At 61.2% G+C, this 18,630-nt stretch carries 14 protein-coding genes; 4 read left to right on the top strand and 10 right to left on the bottom strand.

Annotated elements, in window-relative coordinates; translation table 11 throughout:
• Positions 1-23 precede the first annotated feature (23 nt).
• From ACA071_RS28215 to ACA071_RS28200, 4 genes are all read right to left on the bottom strand, one after another.
• Entirely contained in the window at positions 24-587 is a 564-nt protein-coding gene (locus ACA071_RS28215) for a rhomboid family intramembrane serine protease (RefSeq protein WP_497642067.1), read from the bottom strand.
• A gap of 173 nt (positions 588-760) precedes the next feature.
• Positions 761-1,459, bottom strand: coding sequence for a PspA/IM30 family protein (locus ACA071_RS28210; protein WP_497642066.1), 699 nt, complete (start codon positions 1,457-1,459; stop codon positions 761-763).
• A 24-nt stretch (positions 1,460-1,483) separates the two neighbouring features.
• Entirely contained in the window at positions 1,484-2,065 is a 582-nt protein-coding gene (locus ACA071_RS28205; RefSeq protein ID WP_497642065.1) for a YjfI family protein, read from the bottom strand.
• A gap of 269 nt (positions 2,066-2,334) precedes the next feature.
• Entirely contained in the window at positions 2,335-2,883 is a 549-nt protein-coding gene (locus ACA071_RS28200; RefSeq protein ID WP_497642063.1) for a cysteine hydrolase family protein, read from the bottom strand.
• Between the two features lie 101 nt (positions 2,884-2,984).
• On the opposite strand from ACA071_RS28200, the gene ACA071_RS28195 reads away from it, so the two are divergent.
• The 3 genes from ACA071_RS28195 (at position 2,985) to ACA071_RS28185 (ending at position 6,110) form a co-directional block, all read left to right on the top strand.
• Entirely contained in the window at positions 2,985-3,980 is a 996-nt protein-coding gene (locus ACA071_RS28195; RefSeq protein ID WP_497642061.1) for a GlxA family transcriptional regulator, read from the top strand.
• 272 nt (positions 3,981-4,252) lie between these two features.
• A complete protein-coding gene (locus ACA071_RS28190) occupies positions 4,253-5,362 on the top strand; it encodes a DUF3182 family protein (RefSeq protein ID WP_497642060.1) in 1,110 nt (369 codons plus the stop codon).
• Positions 5,352-6,110, top strand: coding sequence for an alpha/beta hydrolase family protein (locus tag ACA071_RS28185; RefSeq protein WP_497642059.1), 759 nt, complete (start codon positions 5,352-5,354; stop codon positions 6,108-6,110). The genes ACA071_RS28190 and ACA071_RS28185 overlap by 11 nt, the downstream gene beginning before the upstream one ends.
• 91 nt (positions 6,111-6,201) lie before the next feature.
• On the opposite strand, the gene ACA071_RS28180 is transcribed toward ACA071_RS28185, so the two are convergent.
• The 5 genes from ACA071_RS28180 to ACA071_RS28160 form a co-directional block, all read right to left on the bottom strand.
• Positions 6,202-7,191 (bottom strand): lysylphosphatidylglycerol synthase domain-containing protein, encoded by a 990-nt coding sequence (locus tag ACA071_RS28180; RefSeq protein WP_497642057.1) that lies wholly within the window; start codon positions 7,189-7,191, stop codon positions 6,202-6,204.
• The gene (gene clsB, locus ACA071_RS28175; protein WP_497642055.1) at positions 7,178-8,470 is read right to left on the bottom strand and encodes a cardiolipin synthase ClsB; all 1,293 of its coding nucleotides are present in this window, start codon (positions 8,468-8,470) and stop codon (positions 7,178-7,180) included. The genes ACA071_RS28180 and clsB overlap by 14 nt, the downstream gene beginning before the upstream one ends.
• The gene (locus ACA071_RS28170; protein ID WP_497642053.1) at positions 8,467-9,264 is read right to left on the bottom strand and encodes an endonuclease/exonuclease/phosphatase family protein; all 798 of its coding nucleotides are present in this window, start codon (positions 9,262-9,264) and stop codon (positions 8,467-8,469) included. The genes clsB and ACA071_RS28170 overlap by 4 nt, the downstream gene beginning before the upstream one ends.
• Positions 9,261-10,187 carry a DUF72 domain-containing protein gene (locus ACA071_RS28165; RefSeq protein ID WP_497642052.1) on the bottom strand — a complete coding sequence of 309 codons (927 nt, stop codon included), beginning with the start codon at positions 10,185-10,187 and terminating at the stop codon, positions 9,261-9,263. The genes ACA071_RS28170 and ACA071_RS28165 overlap by 4 nt, the downstream gene beginning before the upstream one ends.
• A gap of 183 nt (positions 10,188-10,370) precedes the next feature.
• A complete protein-coding gene (locus ACA071_RS28160; RefSeq protein ID WP_497642051.1) occupies positions 10,371-11,573 on the bottom strand; it encodes an MFS transporter in 1,203 nt (400 codons plus the stop codon).
• A 283-nt stretch (positions 11,574-11,856) separates the two neighbouring features.
• Here ACA071_RS28160 and ACA071_RS28155 point away from each other — a divergent pair, with 283 nt between their 5' ends.
• Positions 11,857-13,977, top strand: a complete 2,121-nt coding sequence (locus ACA071_RS28155; protein WP_497642049.1) for a mechanosensitive ion channel family protein — start codon at positions 11,857-11,859, stop codon at positions 13,975-13,977.
• Between the two features lie 117 nt (positions 13,978-14,094).
• Here the strand turns inward: ACA071_RS28155 and ACA071_RS28150 are convergent, their stop codons facing one another.
• Positions 14,095-18,411, bottom strand: coding sequence for a DEAD/DEAH box helicase (locus ACA071_RS28150; RefSeq protein ID WP_497642047.1), 4,317 nt, complete (start codon positions 18,409-18,411; stop codon positions 14,095-14,097).
• Positions 18,412-18,630: the final 219 nt, after the last annotated feature.

The raw sequence follows: 18,630 nt of genomic DNA, 5'->3' as shown, positions 1-18,630 counted from the left end.
ACTCGTTCCAGGTAATGCTGGCATTACCGGGCGGCATTAAACCTGTTGCCGGGCGCCGAGAGAAGTACCTTTGCTGCAATAAATCCGGCGAACGCTCCGGCGATATGGCCTTCGAAGGAAACCCCCTGGCGCGGCAGGAAGCCAAAGACCAGCCCGCCATACAGCAAGGCGACGACCGCAGCCGTTATCAGGTTGCCCCAACTGTGCTGGAACCAGGCGCGGGACAGGATGTACGCCCACAACCCGAACACCCAGCCGCTGGCGCCAATATGCAGGCCGGAAAAGCCGAACAGCCAGACCAGCAAGCCGCCCAGCCCAATGATGATCGCGCTGACGGCCAGGAACCGGTTGAGCCCATCGACGATGACCAGGGTGCCAAGAATCAAAAAGGGAATCAGGTTGGCGCTCAGGTGCGCGAAAGACGCATGGAGAAAAGGCGAGGTGAGGATGCCGGGCAGTCCGTAGAGTGTTCTCGGTACCAGGCCGAATGAAAGCAGGCTGTAGCCGGACACGACATTGAGCACTTGCAGCGCAACCATGAAGATCGCCAAGCCTGCGATTATCTTGAAACCCTTCAGGGCATCCATCCTTGACCTCGACTCGACAAAAAAAAGGGACGGCAACGAATTAGTGAAGGGAACACCACAATCCATGTGGGAGCGGGCTTGCTGGCGAAGGCGGTGTGTCAGGCAACATTTCTGTTAACTGACACTCCCTCTTCGCGAGCAAGCCCGCTCCCACAGGTTATGCGCAGGGCCGGTTACTCGGCCGATTTTTGCTTTAGACGTTCCAGGATCGCGTTGGCGCTGCCCGTGTCCGGGGTGATACCGGCTTCGCGCAGTTTGCGCTCCAGATCAGTGCCGGTCGATGCGTCGGCCAGTTCATCCTGGGCTTCCAGTTCTGCTGCGCGTTGTTGTTGCTTGGCCTGCAAACGGTTCAGGGTACCGACGGCGGTTTCCAGCTTGCCGTTGGCGCCGCCACTGGCGATCGAAGCGCTGACCTGGGCTTTCTGTACGCTTTCGCGAGCCTTGGCCATGTCCACTTGCTGGCGCAGGCTTTTGATGCGGTTTTCGGCCTTGGTGATGTCTTTGCGCATGTTGTCCGCGTAACCGCCGAATTCGGTGGCTTGCTTCTGCTCGACATCGAGTTCGTTGGTCAGGGTCGAAATGGCTTCGGCCACTTCCATCGCCAGGTCTTCGCGGTTGGCCTGGATCGCGGCCATGGCCTTGGTTTCCAGGTCCTTGATCTTGGCGTTGTACTCGGCCACGCGATCAGCCGACAGTTTGTGCTTGGCCATGATGGTGACCAGTTCACGCTTGGCGTTGGCCAGGGCGCTGTCAGCATCGCGAATTTCCTGGTCGAGGATGCGCAGGGCCTGTTGGTCGACGATGGCTTCGCCGACTTCACTGGCGCCGCCGCGCAGCGCGGTGAACAATTTGCTCCAGATGGACTGAGTCATTGGATATGCCCTATTGCTGAATAATTAATGGAAGAACCGTTCAAAGGCTTCGCTGGCGCGCTGCACATTGTCGACGAGGGTTTTGACCTCGGTCACGACGTTGGTCAGGCTCGAATCGGAGCTCAGTGCGCCGAACATGTTGTAGACGACCTGCCCGTTCGGCATCGACTCGATACCGATCGAGGACAGCGGGAACAGTTCGCGGCTGCGCAGCACGGCGTCGTTGAAGGCCGGCACGTCCTTGATCGATTCGACGTCCACCAGCACGGTGTCGACGATGATTTGCTCGCCCACGACCGCGATGTAAATCGGCAAACCGCCAAAGTCGTTCATTTCCAGTTTGATGCTGGATTCGGAGCCTTGAACGAGGGAAAGGGTGATGTCGTTGGAAACCACTTCATCAAGGGCCTGGAGGGCACTGAAGAGGCGGTCGATGTTCCAGTTGTTACCTGCGCTCATGAAATTCTCCGACATGAATGAGCCAGCCAGGATCGGTTGGCGTAGCTGTTTCTCCATCTGCTTGAGCAGGCTTCGGTTTTCGGGAAGCACCCAAGTTTCGTGTTTCACATAACCGGCGGCACCCAGGCCCGCGCGCATCTGCTTCATGTAAAAGCTTGATGGTTTTTTCGCGGACGGTTTCGAGCGCTCTCCCTTGCGGCTCGCTGTATCGGTAACAGGCTCGGCAGGCGGACCTGATGGAGAGCTGCTTTTCATACTGGTGGCTCCGTTGTGAAATCTCACGCGTGAGAAACACTACAGTGATTTTTTGCACCTCTCAATAGCTCACGCGTGAGATTTTTTACCAACGGAAATACAAAGGCCCGCAGCGCGAGAACGCTGCGGGCCTTTTTGTTTATCCAGTTGTTTCGATGAGGTCAGCTTGCGAGGAATTCGTCGGCGGACACCACGCTGGCATAGGCAAAACCCAGGGCCGACATGAACGCGGCGTGAACATGGGCGGCCGGCACCGTCACACCATTGAACTCCAGGTCGCGGGTGGCGCAGGCGTCGTGGATCACCGTTACGGCGTAGCCAAGGTCGGCAGCGGCGCGGGTGATGCCGTCGACGCACATGTGGCTCATGCTGCCGACGACCACCAGGTTCTCGATGCCTTGTTCATCGAGGATGGCCTCCAGTTCGGTTTCGCGGAACGAATTGACGAAGTGCTTGAGCACTACCGGTTCGTCGGCGCGGTTGAGGACTTTGGGGTGCAGCTTCGCGCCTTCGGAGCCCGGGGTGAAGAAGGGCGCGGCGTCGGAGCTGAATTCATGGCGGATGTGCACCACCGGATCACCGGCATCGCGAAAGGCTTTGATCAGGCGTACGGCGTTATCCGCTGCGGCGTCGGCGCCGACCAACGGCCACTTGCCCTGGGGGAAGTAGTCGTTCTGGATATCAACTACGATGAGCGCTTGCTTGGCCATGGGTGTTTCCTCGAAGAGTGTGTTGGTGTGGAATGAAGTATTGGCGCTGGCCGACCATCCGAGGATTGGCTGCACCGACAATAGAAGGGGGAAAACTGACAATGGACGTAGAAAGGGCAGTCGCCGAACTGGGTGTGCTGATCTATCCCGGCGCGCAGATGGCGGCGGTGCATGGGTTGACGGACTTGTTCGGGGTCGCCAACCGGATCGCCGCCGAGCATCAGGCGGCGCAGTTGCCGTTGCTGCGGGTCAGTCACTGGCGGGTGGAGGGCGAACAGACGCCCGAGCGCGTGTATGACAGTCATCCAAGCCCGGACAACGCATTGGTGGCGGTGATGATCCCGCCATCGATTGGCGGCTTTTCCGAAAGCCAGGCACCCCAAGAGCTGCTGCGCTGGATTCGTCAGCAACATGCGCAAGGCGCGACGCTGGGCGGCGTTTGCGTGGGTTCGATCCTGCTGGCCGAAAGCGGCTTGCTCGACGGTCGTAGCGCCACTACTCACTGGACCTCGGCCAAAGCCTTTGCCGAACGTTACCCGGCGATCAAGCTCCTGGCCGATACGCCGATCGTCGATGACGGCGACTTGATCACCACCGCCGGGTTGATGGCCTGGTCCGAGCTGGGTTTGCGCATGGTCGACCGCTTGCTCGGGCCAAGCATCGCCGCCAGTACTGCACGGTTTCTGGTGATCGAGCACAGCGACAGTGCGAGCCAGTGCGGCAGCAACTTTGCGCCGATCCTCAGCCATGGCGATGCATCGATTCTCAAGGCCCAGCATTGGCTGCAAAGCACCGGTGCGACCGACGTGTCGCTGACGGCGATGGCCGAACGGGCAGGGCTGGAGGAGCGCACCTTTCTGCGCCGGTTCCGCTCGGCTACCGGTTTGAAACCCACCGAGTACTGCCAGCACCTGCGGGTCGGCAAGGCCCGGGAAATGCTGGAGTTCACCAACGGCACCATCGACCACATCGCCTGGACCGTGGGTTACCAGGACCCGAGCGCATTTCGCGCCACGTTCAAGAAAATCACCGGGCTGGCGCCGAGTGATTATCGGGTGCGGTTTGGGGTGACGCCGCCCGTTGCACTGACTCGCTGAACCTGTAGGAGCAAAGCCTGCTCGCGATGACATCGGCACATTCACATTGATGTGACTGATCAGGCCGCCATCGCGAGCAAGCTATGCTCCTACAGGGGATCGTCGTGCAAAATGCCGGGATCCGGTAAGGGGTCGTGCAGAATCAAACAGGCCTAACGCCATCACGGGCTGGGCAAACGATTGATCTGAAAGCCATTTCTTTTCAGTCGCCGTTGGCCTGATCTCTGCACCCATCAAGCAACATTCATCAAGCGCAGATTGAAGGGGGACGCATGACCCCAACAAATCGCAAAAAACTCGTCGTCGCTCATTCCGTGCGGCCTGAAGCCCCGCTGCACGAAGTCGAAACCAATCGCGCGCTGGCCCGTTGGCTGGCGCAGATCCTCGGGCTCAAATACGGCGGCAGCTACGACGCCGAATTGCACAACGGCCGTGACCTGTACCTGCTGCCGACCCAGACGCTGGTCGGTGCCGCCGCAGCGCTGCAGTTCGGTGTCAAAGGACCGGAAGATCTGTGGGGCGGTTATGTCGACCACGACTTTATCTGCACCAAAGCCATCAGCCACGGTTTACTCAACCGCAATGCGTTCGCTCCCGAAGGCTGGTCGCCACTGTTTTCCGAACGGGTGCGCAGTGTCGTGCTCGATGGCCTCAGCGTGTTTTCCCTGGAGGATGCGCGGCCAGCGGCGGAGCACTTGCTCTACAACGGCCCGATCCGCCTCAAACCCATTCATGCCTGCGCCGGGCGCGGTCAGGAAGTGATCAAGAGCCTCGACCAGTTCGATGCCATCCTCGCCCGGTCCGACGCCGAGCGATTGTTCACCGAAGGCGTGGTGCTGGAGCAGGACCTCGACCAGGTCATCACCCACAGCGTCGGCCAGGCGTTTATCGGCGACAAGGTGCTCAGTTACTGCGGTGATCAATACTTGACCGAAGACGGTCAGGGCGAGCAGGTTTATGGAGGCTCCAATCTGCTGGTGGTCCAGGGTTACTACGAGGATCTGCTGGAGCTGGAACTGCCCGAGGATGTGCGCCTGGCGATACAGCAAGCCCAAGTGTTCGACAGCGCGGCGGATGAGGCTTACCCCGGTTTCTACGCCTCGCGACGCAACTACGACATCGCCCAGGGCCTGGACAGTAGCGGCAAACAGCGCAGCGGCGTGCTCGAACAATCCTGGCGCATGGGCGGTGCCAGCAGCGCTGAAATCGCCGCGTTGCAAAGCTTCGTCAACGATCCGGGGATGCGCGCGATTCGCGTGTCGTCGGTAGAAACCTACATCGACCAGCCGCTGCCGGCGGACGCCATCGAGGTGTACCGCGGCCCGGCGCAAAACAGCGACTTTCTTCTCAAGTACGTAACGGTTAAATCCTATGACGGCTAGAAGCGAAACCATTGAAATCGACATCGACGGCGAACAGATGACCGGGCATTTCCTCAGCCCCAAATCGAAAGTCCCCGGCGTGTTGTTTGTACACGGCTGGGGCGGCAGTCAGGAGCGGGATCTGGAACGGGCCAAAGGCATCGCCGGTCTGGGTTGTGTCTGTTTGACCTTCGACCTGCGCGGGCATACCGGCGGCACGGGCATTGCGTTGTCCCAGGTGACTCGGGAAGACAACTTGCGCGACTTGCTGGCGGCTTACGACCGCTTGCTTGCGCACCCGGCCCTCGACACCTCGGCGATTGCCGTGGTCGGCACCAGTTATGGCGGTTACCTGGCGGCGATCCTCACGTCCTTGCGCCCGGTGCGCTGGCTGGCGCTGCGGGTGCCGGCGCTGTATCGCGACGAGCAATGGCACACGCCCAAGCGGGAATTGGACAAGGTGGATTTACTCGATTACCGCAGCACGCTAGTACATGCCGCCAACAATCGGGCGTTGCATGCCTGTGCGGCGTTTACCGGGGATGTGTTGCTGGTGGAATCGGAGACTGACGACCACATTCCCCATGCGACGATCATGAGTTACCGGGCGGCGTGTCAACAGACTCACTCCCTGACTCACCGCATCATTGATGGCGCCGATCACGCCCTGAACGACCCCGTTTCACAACAGGCCTACACCTCGATTCTTGTGGGCTGGATCACGGAAATGGTGGTGGGTGAGCGGTTGAGCATTATTCAATCTTCGTGAAGATCAAAAGATCGCAGCCTTCGGCAACTCCTACATTGAAATGCGGCACCTGTAGGAGCTGCCGAAGGCTACGATCTGTTGATTTTGCCTTTCAATTCTGCGGTTTCTTCGGGATCCGCAACGCCTTCGCCTTGGCCTCCACCACCAGATACATCACCAACGCAATCAACAACGGCAATATGAAATAAATCGCTCGATAAGCCAGCAACCCCGCCACCAGGCTGCCCCGTGACACCTCATGTTGCAGCAGCGCCACGAACACTGCCTCCAGCACCCCAAGCCCCGCCGGAATGTGCGTGATGACCCCGGCAATCGCGCTGATCAACAACACCCCCAGCACCAGCGGATAGTCGAGCTTGCTCGGCAACAGGGTGAAAATCACCGCCGCCATCAACGACCAGTTCAACGCTCCGAGCGCCAGTTGCAGCAGCGCCATGCGCAGCGACGGCAAGTCGATTTCCACCCCGCGAATCGCCCACTCCCGGCGCTTGGAAAAGCGGCACGCCGCCAGATATCCCGCGCTCACCACCAGCAACAAAACGCCGACGCCTTGCAACGCATCGCTGCTCAGCTTCCAGCCCGGTGGCATTCTGACCAGTCCGCTGCTGAAGATGGCACCAGCAATCACCATGTAGCCAAACCAGTTCGTCGCCAGGCTCAGCCCAAGGATTTTCGCGATGTTGCTTTTGCTCACGCCGAGCCGTGAATACAGCCGATAGCGCATGGCGATGCCGCCGACCCAGGCGCTCAGGTTGAGGTTGAAGGCGTAGCTGATGATCCCCACCGGCAGGATCTGTTTCCAGGTCAGGTCCTGGCGGATGTAGGTGCGTCCGATCAGATCGAAGCAGGCGTAGACCAGGAAGCTGACCAGGGTTATCGCAGAGGCAATGATCAGCGTGCGCACCTTGAAATCGGCCAGGGTGTCGAATACTTCATTCCATTCGATACGCTGCGCGAGCATGGTGAACAGCACGATCAGCGCCAGGAAAAACAGCATCGTCAGCGGTTTTTTCCAGCGGCTCCAGCGGGATTTTGCAGGGCTCTCGGCATGAGCGGCGGAGGGGGCATCAGTGTGGCTCATGGTGGTCGCTCCCGGCCGGATGAATGAAGGGTTTGAGCCGCGGCTTATGCGCCGGCAGCCAACCGGCCCACGCGGGGAAGTGCCGCAGGAAGTGGAACACCAGGAAACCGACGGTCATGTGCCAGACCCGCCCGCGCGGCGCCTTGTCCGGGGACATGGCCTTGCAGTGGTCATTGCTCAACTCTTCCAGGCGTTCGAACAGTTCGCGATTGAAGGCCCGGTCGCGGATCAACACGTTGGCTTCCAGGTTCATCGACAGGCTCAACGGGTCAAGGTTGCTCGACCCGACGGTGCTCCAGTCCTCGTCCACCAGCGCCACTTTGCCGTGCAGCGGTCGGTCGCAATATTCGTAGATCTGCACGCCGGCCTTGAGCAGATAGTCATAGGTCATGCGCGCCGCAAGCTTGGCCACCAGCATGTCCGGCTGACCTTGCAGAATCAGCCGCACATCAACGCCACGGCGCGCGGCGTTGCGGATTTCGCGCAGCAGGCGATAACCGGGGAAGAAGTAGGCATTGGCGATCACCACGCGGCGCTGGGCGCTGCGCAGTACCTGCCGGTATACCTCTTCGATATCCGTTTGATGGTCGCTGTTGTCGCGGAACACCAGTCGCACCTGGCCGTCATGGTTGCTGATCGCCAGTTCCGAGCGTCGCTGCCGGCGGCGCTGCCACCAATATTTGGCCCGGGCGGGGCGACCGCTTTGCAGCAGCGCGAAGTGATGGATGTCGGCCACTGCCGGGCCTTGTACTTCAACGGAATAATCCTGCTTGGCCTCGGGGCCGAAGTCGGCCAGATGGTCAGCGGAAAAATTGATCCCGCCGAGGAACGCAATCGTGCCGTCGACCACCACGATCTTGCGGTGCAGGCGTCGGAACCAGTTGGTGCGGATGCCCAGATGCTTGGGCGCCGGATCGAAAATCTGGATGTGTACGCCGGCTTCATTCAAGGCGGCGAGATAGGCGGTGGTCAGCTCGCCACAACCAAAACCGTCGAGGCTGGCCGTAACGCGTACACCCCGCTGAGCGGCGTCGATGAGCACTTGCTTGAGCTCATTGCCGACCTTGTCTTCAAACACGATGAAGGTTTCCAGGAGGATTTCGGTCTTGGCCTGGCGCATGACCTCGAACACCCGAGGGAAATAGGCTTCACCGTTTTCCAACAGGTCGACGCGATTGTTACCTTGCCAACCATACTCGACGTCGACCGCGGCCGGCTCGCCCATCGGTGGCGCGGCAATCTGTTCCACGCTGGTTTTCTCCATCAGTGGGCTGCTCATAGCTCGATCTCCACCGACAGCGGTGCGTGGTCGGAAAGGTGTGACCAGGGCCGCGCCGCCAACACCTGCGGATGGCTGGCCTTGAGGTTGCGCACGTAGATGCGGTCCAGGCGCAGCGTCGGCCAGCGCGCCGGAAAACTGCGCGCCGGTTTGCCGTGGTGTTCAGCGAACACTTCGCGCAAACCGCAGGGTTTGAGCAAGGCATCGGCGCGCTGGCGCCAATCGTTGAAGTCCCCGGCGACGATCACCGGCGCGTCGTCTGGCAGCTCTGCGAGGCGGTGGGCCAGCAGTTTCAATTGTTCTGTGCGATGAGCTTCATGCAGGCCGAGGTGGACGCAAATCGCGTGGACTTCCTGGCCATCACCGGGCAGGCGCAACACACAATGCAGGATGCCGCGGTTCTCGTGGCCGCTGATGGACACGTCGAGGTTGTCGTGGCGGATGATCTGGAATTTCGACAGCAACGCATTGCCGTGATCGCCCGCCGGGTACACCGCGTTGCGGCCATAGGCGAATTGCGGCCACAGGGTGTCGGCGAGAAATTCGTATTGCGGCATCGTCGGCCAGTTGCTGTAGCGCTGGGGATGCTGCTCGTGAGTGCCGTGAACTTCCTGCAAAAACACCACGTCGGCGGAGACACTGCGCACCGCTTCGCGCAGTTCGGGCAGGATGAAGCGCCGGTTCAGGGCGGTGAAACCCTTGTGGGTGTTGACCGTCAGCACGGTAAAACGGCGCACCTCGGTAATGATGGTCTGTTGCTCGTCGGTGGTGCCGACCGGTTCGGAGATGCTCATGGCAGCACTCCTTCGGCGGCGGGCTCGCCGGGGCGGGTGGCGAGATCTTGGTCGAGATGGAAGCGTTCCAGCAGGCTGCGGGCGTCGAAAGGCGCGCGGACTTTGATGTCGTTATCGAAATAGCAGAACACTTCCCGGGATTTGCGTACCTTGGGTTTTTGTCGCGGCGCTATCAGTTGCGGGTCTGTTGGTTGTTGGCCGTGATTCCAGGCATCGATCCGGTCGCCCCAGCGTTTCAGCGCCTGGGGTGTGTAGCCGCTGGCGTAGAGTTCTTCGGCGCCGTGCAGGCGCAAATAGACGAAATCGCTGGTCAGGTCTTCGCGGTACGGCCATTTGCCGGCGGTGTCGGCGATCACCAGGGCGGTGTTGTAGCGTCGCAGCAGACGGGTGAAGGCCGGGTCGACGAAGCTGTCATGGCGAATTTCCACGGCGTGGCGCAACGGTTTTTTGCCGTGGGCCTTCAGGCTGGCGTGGCCGTTCACATGGGCATCGTGCTGGCGGGCCAGGGCGGCAGCCTGTTCAGTGTTGTGCGGCAGTTGTTCGAGGAAATTTTCAAACAGTTCGGCATCGAATTTAAAGCTGGGCGGGAATTGCCAGAGGATTGGGCCGAGTTTTTCCTTGAGCTCCAGCACCCCGGAAGCGAAGAAATTCGCCAGGGGTTTGTGGATGTCCCGCAGGCGCTTGATGTGGGTGATGAAGCGCGGGGCTTTAACGCTGAAGACGAAGCCCTGCGGGGTTTCGTCGTACCACTGCAGATAGCGTTCGGGCCGTTGCAGGGCGTAGAACGAGCCATTGATTTCGATGCTGTTGACCGCCCGCGAGGCAAATTGCAATTCGCGCTTCTGGGTCAAGCCTTTTGGATAGAACCCCCCGCGCCACGGTGTGTAGCGCCAGCCGGAAATACCGATATGAATCGCCGCCATGTGTCCTCCCGTCGAATACCCTCCATCTTTTGATGACTGCCGGGCAAACGAGAAAGTTTCGACGAGGCTACGGACGGTGTGTGCGTCGCGATTGCAACCGTAGGAGCTGCCGAAGGCTGCGATCTTTTGATCTTAAAAAATCAAGATCAAAAGATCGCAGCCTTCGGCAGCTCCTACAGGGGGTTAGTGACCGGCAACGACCCGCGTTGAAGACTCGGCATACACCGGCCCGAGACGATCAAGACGACCACTCCACATCGTCAGCACCAGCGCCACCAACACCACCAAGCCACCAATCCACGCCGTGTGAATCAGCCCCATGTGCGCGACGATCAGCCCGCCGCCCCACGCACCACCGGCAATCCCGAGGTTAAACGCTGCGATGTTCAGCCCTGATGCCACGTCCACCGCATGCGGGGTGTGATGCTCGGCCTGACGCACTACGTAAACCTGCAACCCCGGCACGTTGCCGAATGCCACCGCACCCCAGACCAGCACGGTGGCCAGGGCCAGCCATGGATTGCTGGCGGTGAAGGTCAGGACGAACAACACGGCAGCGAGCAGGGCGAAGATGATTTTCAGGGCGCTGATCGGGCCGCGTTTGTCCGCCAGTTTGCCGCCCCAGATGTTCCCGACCGCCACCGAAATGCCGTACACCAGCAATACCAGGCTGACGGTGCTGGCGCTGAAACCCGAGATGTCCTGAAGAATCGGGGCCAGAAAGGTGAAGGCGATGAACGAGCCGCCGTAACCGACAGCGGTCATGGCGTACACCAACAGCAGGCGCGGTTGTTTGAGCACCTGCAATTGCTGCAACAGGGAAGCGGGTTTGCTGTGGGCGATGTTTTTCGGCACGTAGATCAGGCTGCCGATAAAGGCGATTACACCCAATGCCGACACAGCGAGGAAGGTTTCACGCCAGCCGAAATGCTGGCCGATAAAGGTCCCCAACGGCACGCCGGTGACCAGCGCCACGGTCAGGCCGGTGAACATGATCGCGATGGCGCTGGCGGCTTTTTCCTTCGGCACCAGGCTGGTGGCGATGGTCGAGCCAATTGAGAAAAACACCCCGTGGGCCAGGCCGGTGACGATCCGCGCAATGATCAGCGATTCGTAACTCGGGGCTTTCCAGGCCAGCAGGTTGCCGAGGGTAAACAGCACCATCAGCGACAACAGCAGCAATTTGCGCGGGACTTTGCCGGTGAGGGCGGTCAGCACCGGCGCACCGATGGCCACACCCAGGGCGTAGAGGCTGACCAGCAGGCCGGCGGACGGCAGGCTGACCCCGAGATCGGCGCCGATGGTGGGTAACAGGCCAACGATGACGAACTCGGTCGTCCCGATGGCGAAGGCGCTGAGGGTCAGCGCGAGCAAGGCAATGGGCATGGCTGCGACTCCGGTGGGTTATTTGATGGAGCGCAGTGTCGGGGTTTGGGTGGTGCGGAAAAATACAGGGATAGGCATTTGATATTTGCCTTGTGCGCAAAGATCGTTCCCACGCTCTGCGTGGGAATGCAGCCCGGGACACTCCGCGTCCCAAAACGGACGCAGAGCGTCCGGGGAGGTGTTACCACGCAGAGCGTTGTGGAGTTATCTCGCGTCCAAAACCGAACTTGCCCGCCATTTGCCGATCAGTTCCTTACAGACCCTTCGCAAGGAACTCCGCGTTTTGTTCAAGTTCAAGACCGCGATACTACTGGGGGCGTTGCTGATTCTGGGCAGCGGCGAGTTGGAAGCCGTGACGCTGCCGGGTGTTCCCGCCACCGCCGAAGCGCCGGCCAAGCCTGAGCCACTGGTCCAGGGCGGCCTGCTCGGGGCCATCAGTTCCAGCATCGACGACGTGCAGGACAAGCTCGATCTCAACGATAACCTGGTGGACGCCTGGCGAGTGCGGGCGGATCGGGCGGCGGATGAAGTCGACAAACTGGTCAACCAGCCCTCGGCGCGTTCCGGCTGGAGCGTGGCCGGCGATTTCCTGATGCTGTCTGGCGTCTGGCTCGGCACCTTTGCCTTGCTCACGGTCCTCGGTGGTCTGGCGGCCAAACGCCTGATCCTGGGCCGTTGGCTAAGCACCCGCCAACGCAGTCAAGACCTGCTCGGTTACCTGATGCCGTACACACTGCCGGCGATCGCCAGCCTGCCACTGACCCTCTACGTCAGCCATTTCCTGCAAGCCTCGGCGGGGAGGGCGCTGGCGCTGTGTTTCGCCTACGCCACCAGTAGCGGCATTTTCTCGACCTCGATGCTGCTCTGCGTGATCGTCATGTTCAACACCGGCCACAAGCGTCCGGCGGTGCAGATCATCCGTGACTACTGCCCTAAACCGCTGTTCCTGATCGGCTTCCTCGCGGCGCTCAGCGATGCCTTGACCAGCCCACAGATCGCCCGGCAACTGGGCGGCAATATCACCAGCAGCGTCGCGGTATTCACCGGGTTGTTTGCCTCGATCATCTTCGGTTATCTGGTCATCCGTCTGCGACGACCGGTGGCGCATCTGATCCGCAACCGCCCCTTGGCCCAGCGCCTCAAGCAACCGTCGCTGCAGGAATCCCTGCGGATCTTTTCCGGGCTCTGGTACTGGCCGATCCTGTTGATGGTGATGGTCTCGGCGATCAACCTGATCGGCGTCGGCGAGGACAATCAAAAAGCGCTGCGTTGCGCGTTGTTCACCACGATTTTGCTGATCGCCACGGTGTTCCTGAGCACGATTTTCCAGCATCTGTTCAAATCCCGGAAAGTCGAAAGATTCCAGCGCAGCAGCGCCTACAAGGATCGCTTTCTCAGCTTGTTGCACGCCTTGCTGCGGATCGTCATGGCCGTGGCGTTCATCGAAATTCTTGGGCGCATCTGGGGTGTTTCGCTGTTCGAATTCGCCGAGCAAAATTCGGTGGGGCGTGCGATCAGCAATTCGCTGAGCAGCATCGGTTTGATCTTCCTGGTGACCTGGCTGCTGTGGGTGGTGCTCGACACGGCGATTCAGGAAGCGCTGAAGCCACCGGTCAGCAAACGCTCGGCGCGCCAACCCAGCACGCGGGTCAAAACCATCCTGCCGCTGCTGCGCAACGCGATCAAAATAATCCTGGTGGTGATTTGCGCGATCACCACCATGGCCAATCTGGGGATCAACGTCGCGCCACTGCTGGCGGGTGCCGGGGTGGTCGGTCTGGCCATCGGTTTCGGTTCCCAGCAACTGGTGCAGGATGTGATTACCGGGTTGTTCATCATCATCGAAGACACGCTGTCGATCGGTGATTGGGTGGTGCTCGATTCCGGCCACGCCGGCACCGTCGAAGGCCTGACCATCCGCACCTTGCGCCTGCGCGACGGCAAGGGTTTCGTGCACTCGGTGCCGTTCGGTCAGATCAAAGCGGTGACCAACCAATCACGACAATTCGCCTATGCGTTTTTCTCGGTGCAATTCACCTACGACACCGATGTGGACAAGGCCATTGAGCTGATTCGCGAGGCGGGGGATTCGATTCGCGACGATGCGTTCCTCAAGTACAACCTGCAAGGTCCGCTGGATGTGTTCGGCGTCGACAAGATGGATCTTAACGGCGTGGTGCTGACGGCGCAGTTCCGCACGGTGTCGGGCGGGCAATATGCGGTGAGCCGGGCGTTTAACCAGCGGCTGAAAAAGCTTGTGGATAACAGTCCGTGGGTGCATTTCGCGCAGACTTATCCACAGCAGGTTTTGGTGCCCAGGCATGGAGTGGCTGCATCGGAAGAGGAGGGGCCGGCACCGGAGAATTCGCCGGTATTGCTGCCGGATCAACCGCGCACCCAATAACTCCACTCAACTGATCGTTCCCACGCTCCGCGTGGGAATGCCTCCCCGGACGCTCCGCGTCCGCTTGTGGGACGCAGAGCGTCCCTGGCTGCATTCCCACGCGGAGCGTGGGAACGATCAGTGTCGGGTGAGTTTTTTGTGTAGTTCGGCAGACGCCGACTGATCCAACGCCAACCAAAAAACCTGTCTTCCAGCAATCTCTGCAGCGGCGGGAAGCCCATCCCGGTACACCAACCGATTACTCGCCAACGCCGGCACTTTCGCCCCCGGCAACAACGTCCCGGCCAGGTTCAGCGGATCCACCCCGCACACTGCCACCAGACTCCCGTCATGGGGTCGGCGCCGCACTTCGCGCAGCAGGGGAATCGCCTCCGGCAGCGCAAATTGTTCACCGGCCAGACCACTGACAAACCGCCCTCCACGAATCTCGCCCCGGGCCTCCAGCCGATGAAAGGTGCGCAGCAATTCGCGCCAGCTCGGCAACCAGTCCGCCTCCCGTTCCAGTAAACGCCAGAACACCACGCCGTAGCGGCGCAGCAAGGTCATGGCGATGTGTTCCAGGGTATCGGCGGGCGTGGGCACCGGACGTTTGTTATCCACAACCGGCGCCGGCGGCCCGCGTCGCAGCAGGGCCCAGCGTCCGGCGTCGTCCATGCCGCCGACGAAGGCCCCGCGCCCGCGACGACTGCTGCGTTGCTGGCGTTTGCTCGCTGGCGTAATCAGCGCGCGCAGCCCGGCGAAGCTGTCGGCGTTTACCAGCCCGGCGCCCACCAGTTCCTGCAAGGCGATTTCCAATTCCGTGCGCAGCAGGTGCGCTTCATGAATCAGCTCATCGAAAAACAACGCGCCATGTTGGCTCAGCGCCTCGAAGACTTTTTGCGTCTTCGGCGACAGTTCGCTGACTGGTGTTTGTTCGGTCAAGCCGCTCCACAACCCGACCTGGCTGCGCGGCAACAGCACAATCGGCGTACTGCGCAGCGCCGTGCTCGTGCTTTTGTTGCGCGCGGTCAGGCGCGTCCACACTAGTTTTCCGCTGCGGCACAGGTCATCCAGCCAACTCGCCGAATAGTCCTTGAGCCGCGCCGGCAGGAGGTCGCTGTCCCACGCCGAGGCAGCGGCGGGGTAGCCTTCGAATTGACTGATGATCACCGGCAATACGGCGCTGCCCTGGCCTTGGGTCGCCGGCGACAGGTGCTGCCAGTCGAACAGGAAACGCATGAAATCCTGCAACGTCACCGGCTCGATTTCCCGGCGCAGACGTTTGACCGTGTAGCGATGAATCCGCGCCAGCAGATGCCGTTCGCACCATTCGTCTTGATCGATGCCGGGCGTGAACTGACCGCGCAGCACGTAACCTTCGCGCTCCAGTTGCGCCAGGGCCTGGATGACTTCAGTCGCCGGCAAGCCCAGCGGCTCGGCAATCGCCTTCAGCGGCAACGGGCCAAACGCGCTGAGTCTTGCGCGAATCACTTCCAGCACCGCTTCGTCGGTTTCCCAGACTTCATCGAAACCGGGCAGCGCCTCCAGGGGTGGCAGCAAAATCGCCTGTGGATAAATTGCTCGCAGGCAAGTCAGCCGTTCCAGAGCCAGCCACAGCGATTGCCCGGCGTTGATCTGCAAACGGCTGGCGCGACCGCTTTCGGCAAGGGTGTTCAGCCAATCGAGCCAATGCGGATTGGCCTGCGCTTCGGTGTTGGAAATGCACGCCAAACTCATCAACGCCTCATGCATTTCATCGACGCCGGTGGGCGCGGGCCAGGCTTCGTCGCACACTGCTTGAATGGCCTCGGTATCCAGAGCGCCGAGGTCGTCGGTGGACTGCGGATCGCTCCAGCGCCGATTGAGCACCGCCTGGGTCCGGCGTTCCTCCAGTGGCGCATCGTCGAGAAAGGTATAGGGCCGGGCGCTGAGAATTTCCGCCGCCAGCGGCGAGGGCGCTGGCAGGTCGCGGCTGATCAGGCGAATATCGCCCTGTTCCATGCGCCGCAACAACGCCAGCCAGCCTTCGGTGTCCATTGCCTCATGCAGGCAATCGTCGAGGGTTTGTTCCACCAGCGGATGCTCGGGAATCTCCCGTTCGCCGGCGAGGTTTTCCACGCAGGCGATCTGATCGGGGAACACGCTGGCGATCAGGTCTTCGCTTTTCATCCGTTGGATTTGCGGCGCGACTTTGCGCCCGCCGCTGTAGCGCGGCAGCGCCAGGGCGACCCCGGCATTCCAGCGCCAGCGCACGCCAAACAACGGCGCTTCGAGCACCGCTTGAATCAGGATGTGCTCGGCGCTGTTGCTGTGTAGGTAGCGCCAGACGTCATCGAGTTCAAAACTGTGGCTGGTGGACAGCGACAGCACGATCGCGTCTTCACTGGCGGCGGCCTGCAATTCGAAGTTGAAGGTGCGGCAGAATCGCTTGCGCAACGCCAGGCCCCAGGCGCGGTTGATGCGGCTGCCAAACGGCGTGTGGATGATCAGTTGCGTGCCGCCGGACTCGTCGAAAAACCGCTCCATCAGCAACGTGTCCTGGGACGGCAGGGCGCCTAGAGTCAGCCGTGCGCGGGCGAGGTAGTCCACCAGTTGTTCGGCGCTGGCGAGGTTGAGCCCGAGGGTGTCGGTCAGCCAGTCCATTGCAGGCTGTAAGTTGCCGGGCGTGGCGCCGAGCAGTTCATCCAGTTGCGCTTGCAGGCGCGCCACCGCATACGACAATTCCGCGCTACGCCCCGGCGCTTCGCCGAGCCAGAACGGAATGGTCGGCGGCTGGCCCTGGGCGTCCTCGACCCGGACTTTGCCGGTTTCGACCCGCAGGATTCGGTACGACGTATTGCCGAGTTGGAACACGTCGCCGGCAATGCTTTCCACGGCGAAGTCTTCGTTGACGCTGCCGATGTTCAGCCCCTGCGGCTCCAGCAACACGCTGTAGTCGGCGTTGTCCGGAATGGTGCCGCCGCTGGTCACGGCCGTCAGTTTGGCGCCCCGGCGCCCGCGCAAAGTGCGACTGACGGCGTCGCGATGCAGGTAAGCGCTGCGGATGCCCTGGCGCCCGTTGTAGCCCTCGGCGAGCATTTGCAGCAGCGCCTGGTAGTGTTTTTCATCGAGACTGGCGTAGGGCGAGGCCTGGCGGAACAGTTCCAGCAGCGCGTCTTCCTGCCATTCCTGGCAACTGACCTCGGAGATGATTTGCTGGGCCAGTACGTCCAGCGGTGCGACCGGGATCAGCAAGGTGTCGAGTTCGCCCCGGCGCACGCAATCGAGCAGGGCGGTGCACTCGATCAAATCGTCGCGGGTGGTGGCAAACAAGCGGCCCTTGGGCGTGCCGCCGACCTGGTGCCCGGAGCGACCGACCCGTTGCAAGAACCCGGCAATCGAGCGCGGCGAGGCGATCTGGCAGACCAGATCGACATCGCCGATATCGATGCCCAACTCCAGCGAGGCGGTAGCGATCAACACTTGCAGCTCGCCGCGCTTGAGCCGCTGTTCGGCGTCGAGACGAAACTCCTTGGCCAGGCTGCCGTGGTGCGCGGCCACCGCTTCTTTGCCCAGGCGTTCGCTCAAGTGCCGGCTCAGGCGTTCGGCTAAACGCCGGGTGTTGACGAAAATCAGTGTGGTGCGGTGTTCACGAGCGAGGACGGCGAGGCGATCGTAGACCAGTTCCCAGACGTCGTTGGCCATTACCGCCGAGAGCGGCACCGGCGGTACTTCGATGTCTAGGTCGCGGGGGCGGGCGTGGCCGATGTCGATGATTTCGCAGGGGCGGTCGCGGCCGACCAGGAAGCGCGATACAGCTTCGATGGGTTTCTGCGTGGCGGACAGTCCGATGCGCATCAACGGCTCAGGACATAGCGCCTGCAGACGTTCCAGGCTCAACGCCAAATGGCTGCCGCGTTTGCTGGCCGCAATGGCGTGGATTTCATCGACGATCACCGTGCGCGTGGTGCCGAGCATTTTTCGCCCGGAGTCGGAGCCGAGCAGCACGTAAAGGGATTCCGGGGTGGTCACCAGGATGTGCGGCGCGCTTTTGCGCATCGCCGAGCGATCTTTTTGCGGGGTGTCGCCAGTGCGCACGGCGGTGTTGATCTGCAACTCGGGCAGGCCCATGACACGCAGTTGCTCAGTGATCCCGGCCAGCGGGTTTTGCAGGTTGATCTGGATGTCGTTGGATAAAGCCTTGAGCGGCGAGACGTAGACCACCAGTGTTTCGTCCGGTAGATGACCGCCGTTCTCCAGGCCTTGGTGGAAAAGATCATCAAGTACTGCAAGGAATGCCGTGAGGGTTTTGCCGGAACCGGTGGGCGCGGCGATTAACGTGGAACGGCGCTGACGAATCAACGGCCACGCCCGGGCTTGGGCGGCGGTCACCGTCGGGAAGGTGTTGCGGAACCAGGCGCTGACGGCGGGGTGGAAGCCGGTCAGGGCGCGGTCTGCGGGGATGGGCAGGTTCATGCAGTAATTTATGCGGGCGGGGTGGGGAAGATGCAAGTACCGCTGGGGATCTGCAGCGACCGCGATGAGGCCCTGCGGGCTTGCACAAAACTGCAGGAACTACACTTTACGGATGACGGTTGCGCACTAAACCCGCAAAATGCAACGATTCCGGCATCTATCGACGACATTGCCTGCGGGCGCTGTCGATTAAGCCATTGTTCCAATCAGACTGGGCCT

The sequence above is a fragment of the Pseudomonas sp. LBUM1646 genome (genome assembly GCF_059716165.1).
The sequence above is the reverse complement of the archived record's forward strand: the minus strand, read 5'-3'. Positions and strand labels throughout refer to the sequence as shown.

Bases quoted from the DNA above. Each gene is read 5' to 3' on its own strand.
- ACA071_RS28215 (WP_497642067.1), bottom strand. From the start codon at position 587: ATGGATGCCCTGAAGGGTTTCAAGATAATCGCAGGCTTGGCGATCTTC.
- ACA071_RS28210 (WP_497642066.1), bottom strand. From the start codon at position 1,459: ATGACTCAGTCCATCTGGAGCAAATTGTTCACCGCGCTGCGCGGCGGC.
- ACA071_RS28205 (WP_497642065.1), bottom strand. From the start codon at position 2,065: ATGAAGCAGATGCGCGCGGGCCTGGGTGCCGCCGGTTATGTGAAACAC.
- ACA071_RS28200 (WP_497642063.1), bottom strand. From the start codon at position 2,883: ATGGCCAAGCAAGCGCTCATCGTAGTTGATATCCAGAACGACTACTTC.
- ACA071_RS28195 (WP_497642061.1), top strand. From the start codon at position 2,985: ATGGACGTAGAAAGGGCAGTCGCCGAACTGGGTGTGCTGATCTATCCC.
- ACA071_RS28190 (WP_497642060.1), top strand. From the start codon at position 4,253: ATGACCCCAACAAATCGCAAAAAACTCGTCGTCGCTCATTCCGTGCGG.
- ACA071_RS28185 (WP_497642059.1), top strand. From the start codon at position 5,352: ATGACGGCTAGAAGCGAAACCATTGAAATCGACATCGACGGCGAACAG.
- ACA071_RS28180 (WP_497642057.1), bottom strand. From the start codon at position 7,191: ATGAGCCACACTGATGCCCCCTCCGCCGCTCATGCCGAGAGCCCTGCA.
- clsB (WP_497642055.1), bottom strand. From the start codon at position 8,470: ATGAGCAGCCCACTGATGGAGAAAACCAGCGTGGAACAGATTGCCGCG.
- ACA071_RS28170 (WP_497642053.1), bottom strand. From the start codon at position 9,264: ATGAGCATCTCCGAACCGGTCGGCACCACCGACGAGCAACAGACCATC.
- ACA071_RS28165 (WP_497642052.1), bottom strand. From the start codon at position 10,187: ATGGCGGCGATTCATATCGGTATTTCCGGCTGGCGCTACACACCGTGG.
- ACA071_RS28160 (WP_497642051.1), bottom strand. From the start codon at position 11,573: ATGCCCATTGCCTTGCTCGCGCTGACCCTCAGCGCCTTCGCCATCGGG.
- ACA071_RS28150 (WP_497642047.1), bottom strand. From the start codon at position 18,411: ATGAACCTGCCCATCCCCGCAGACCGCGCCCTGACCGGCTTCCACCCC.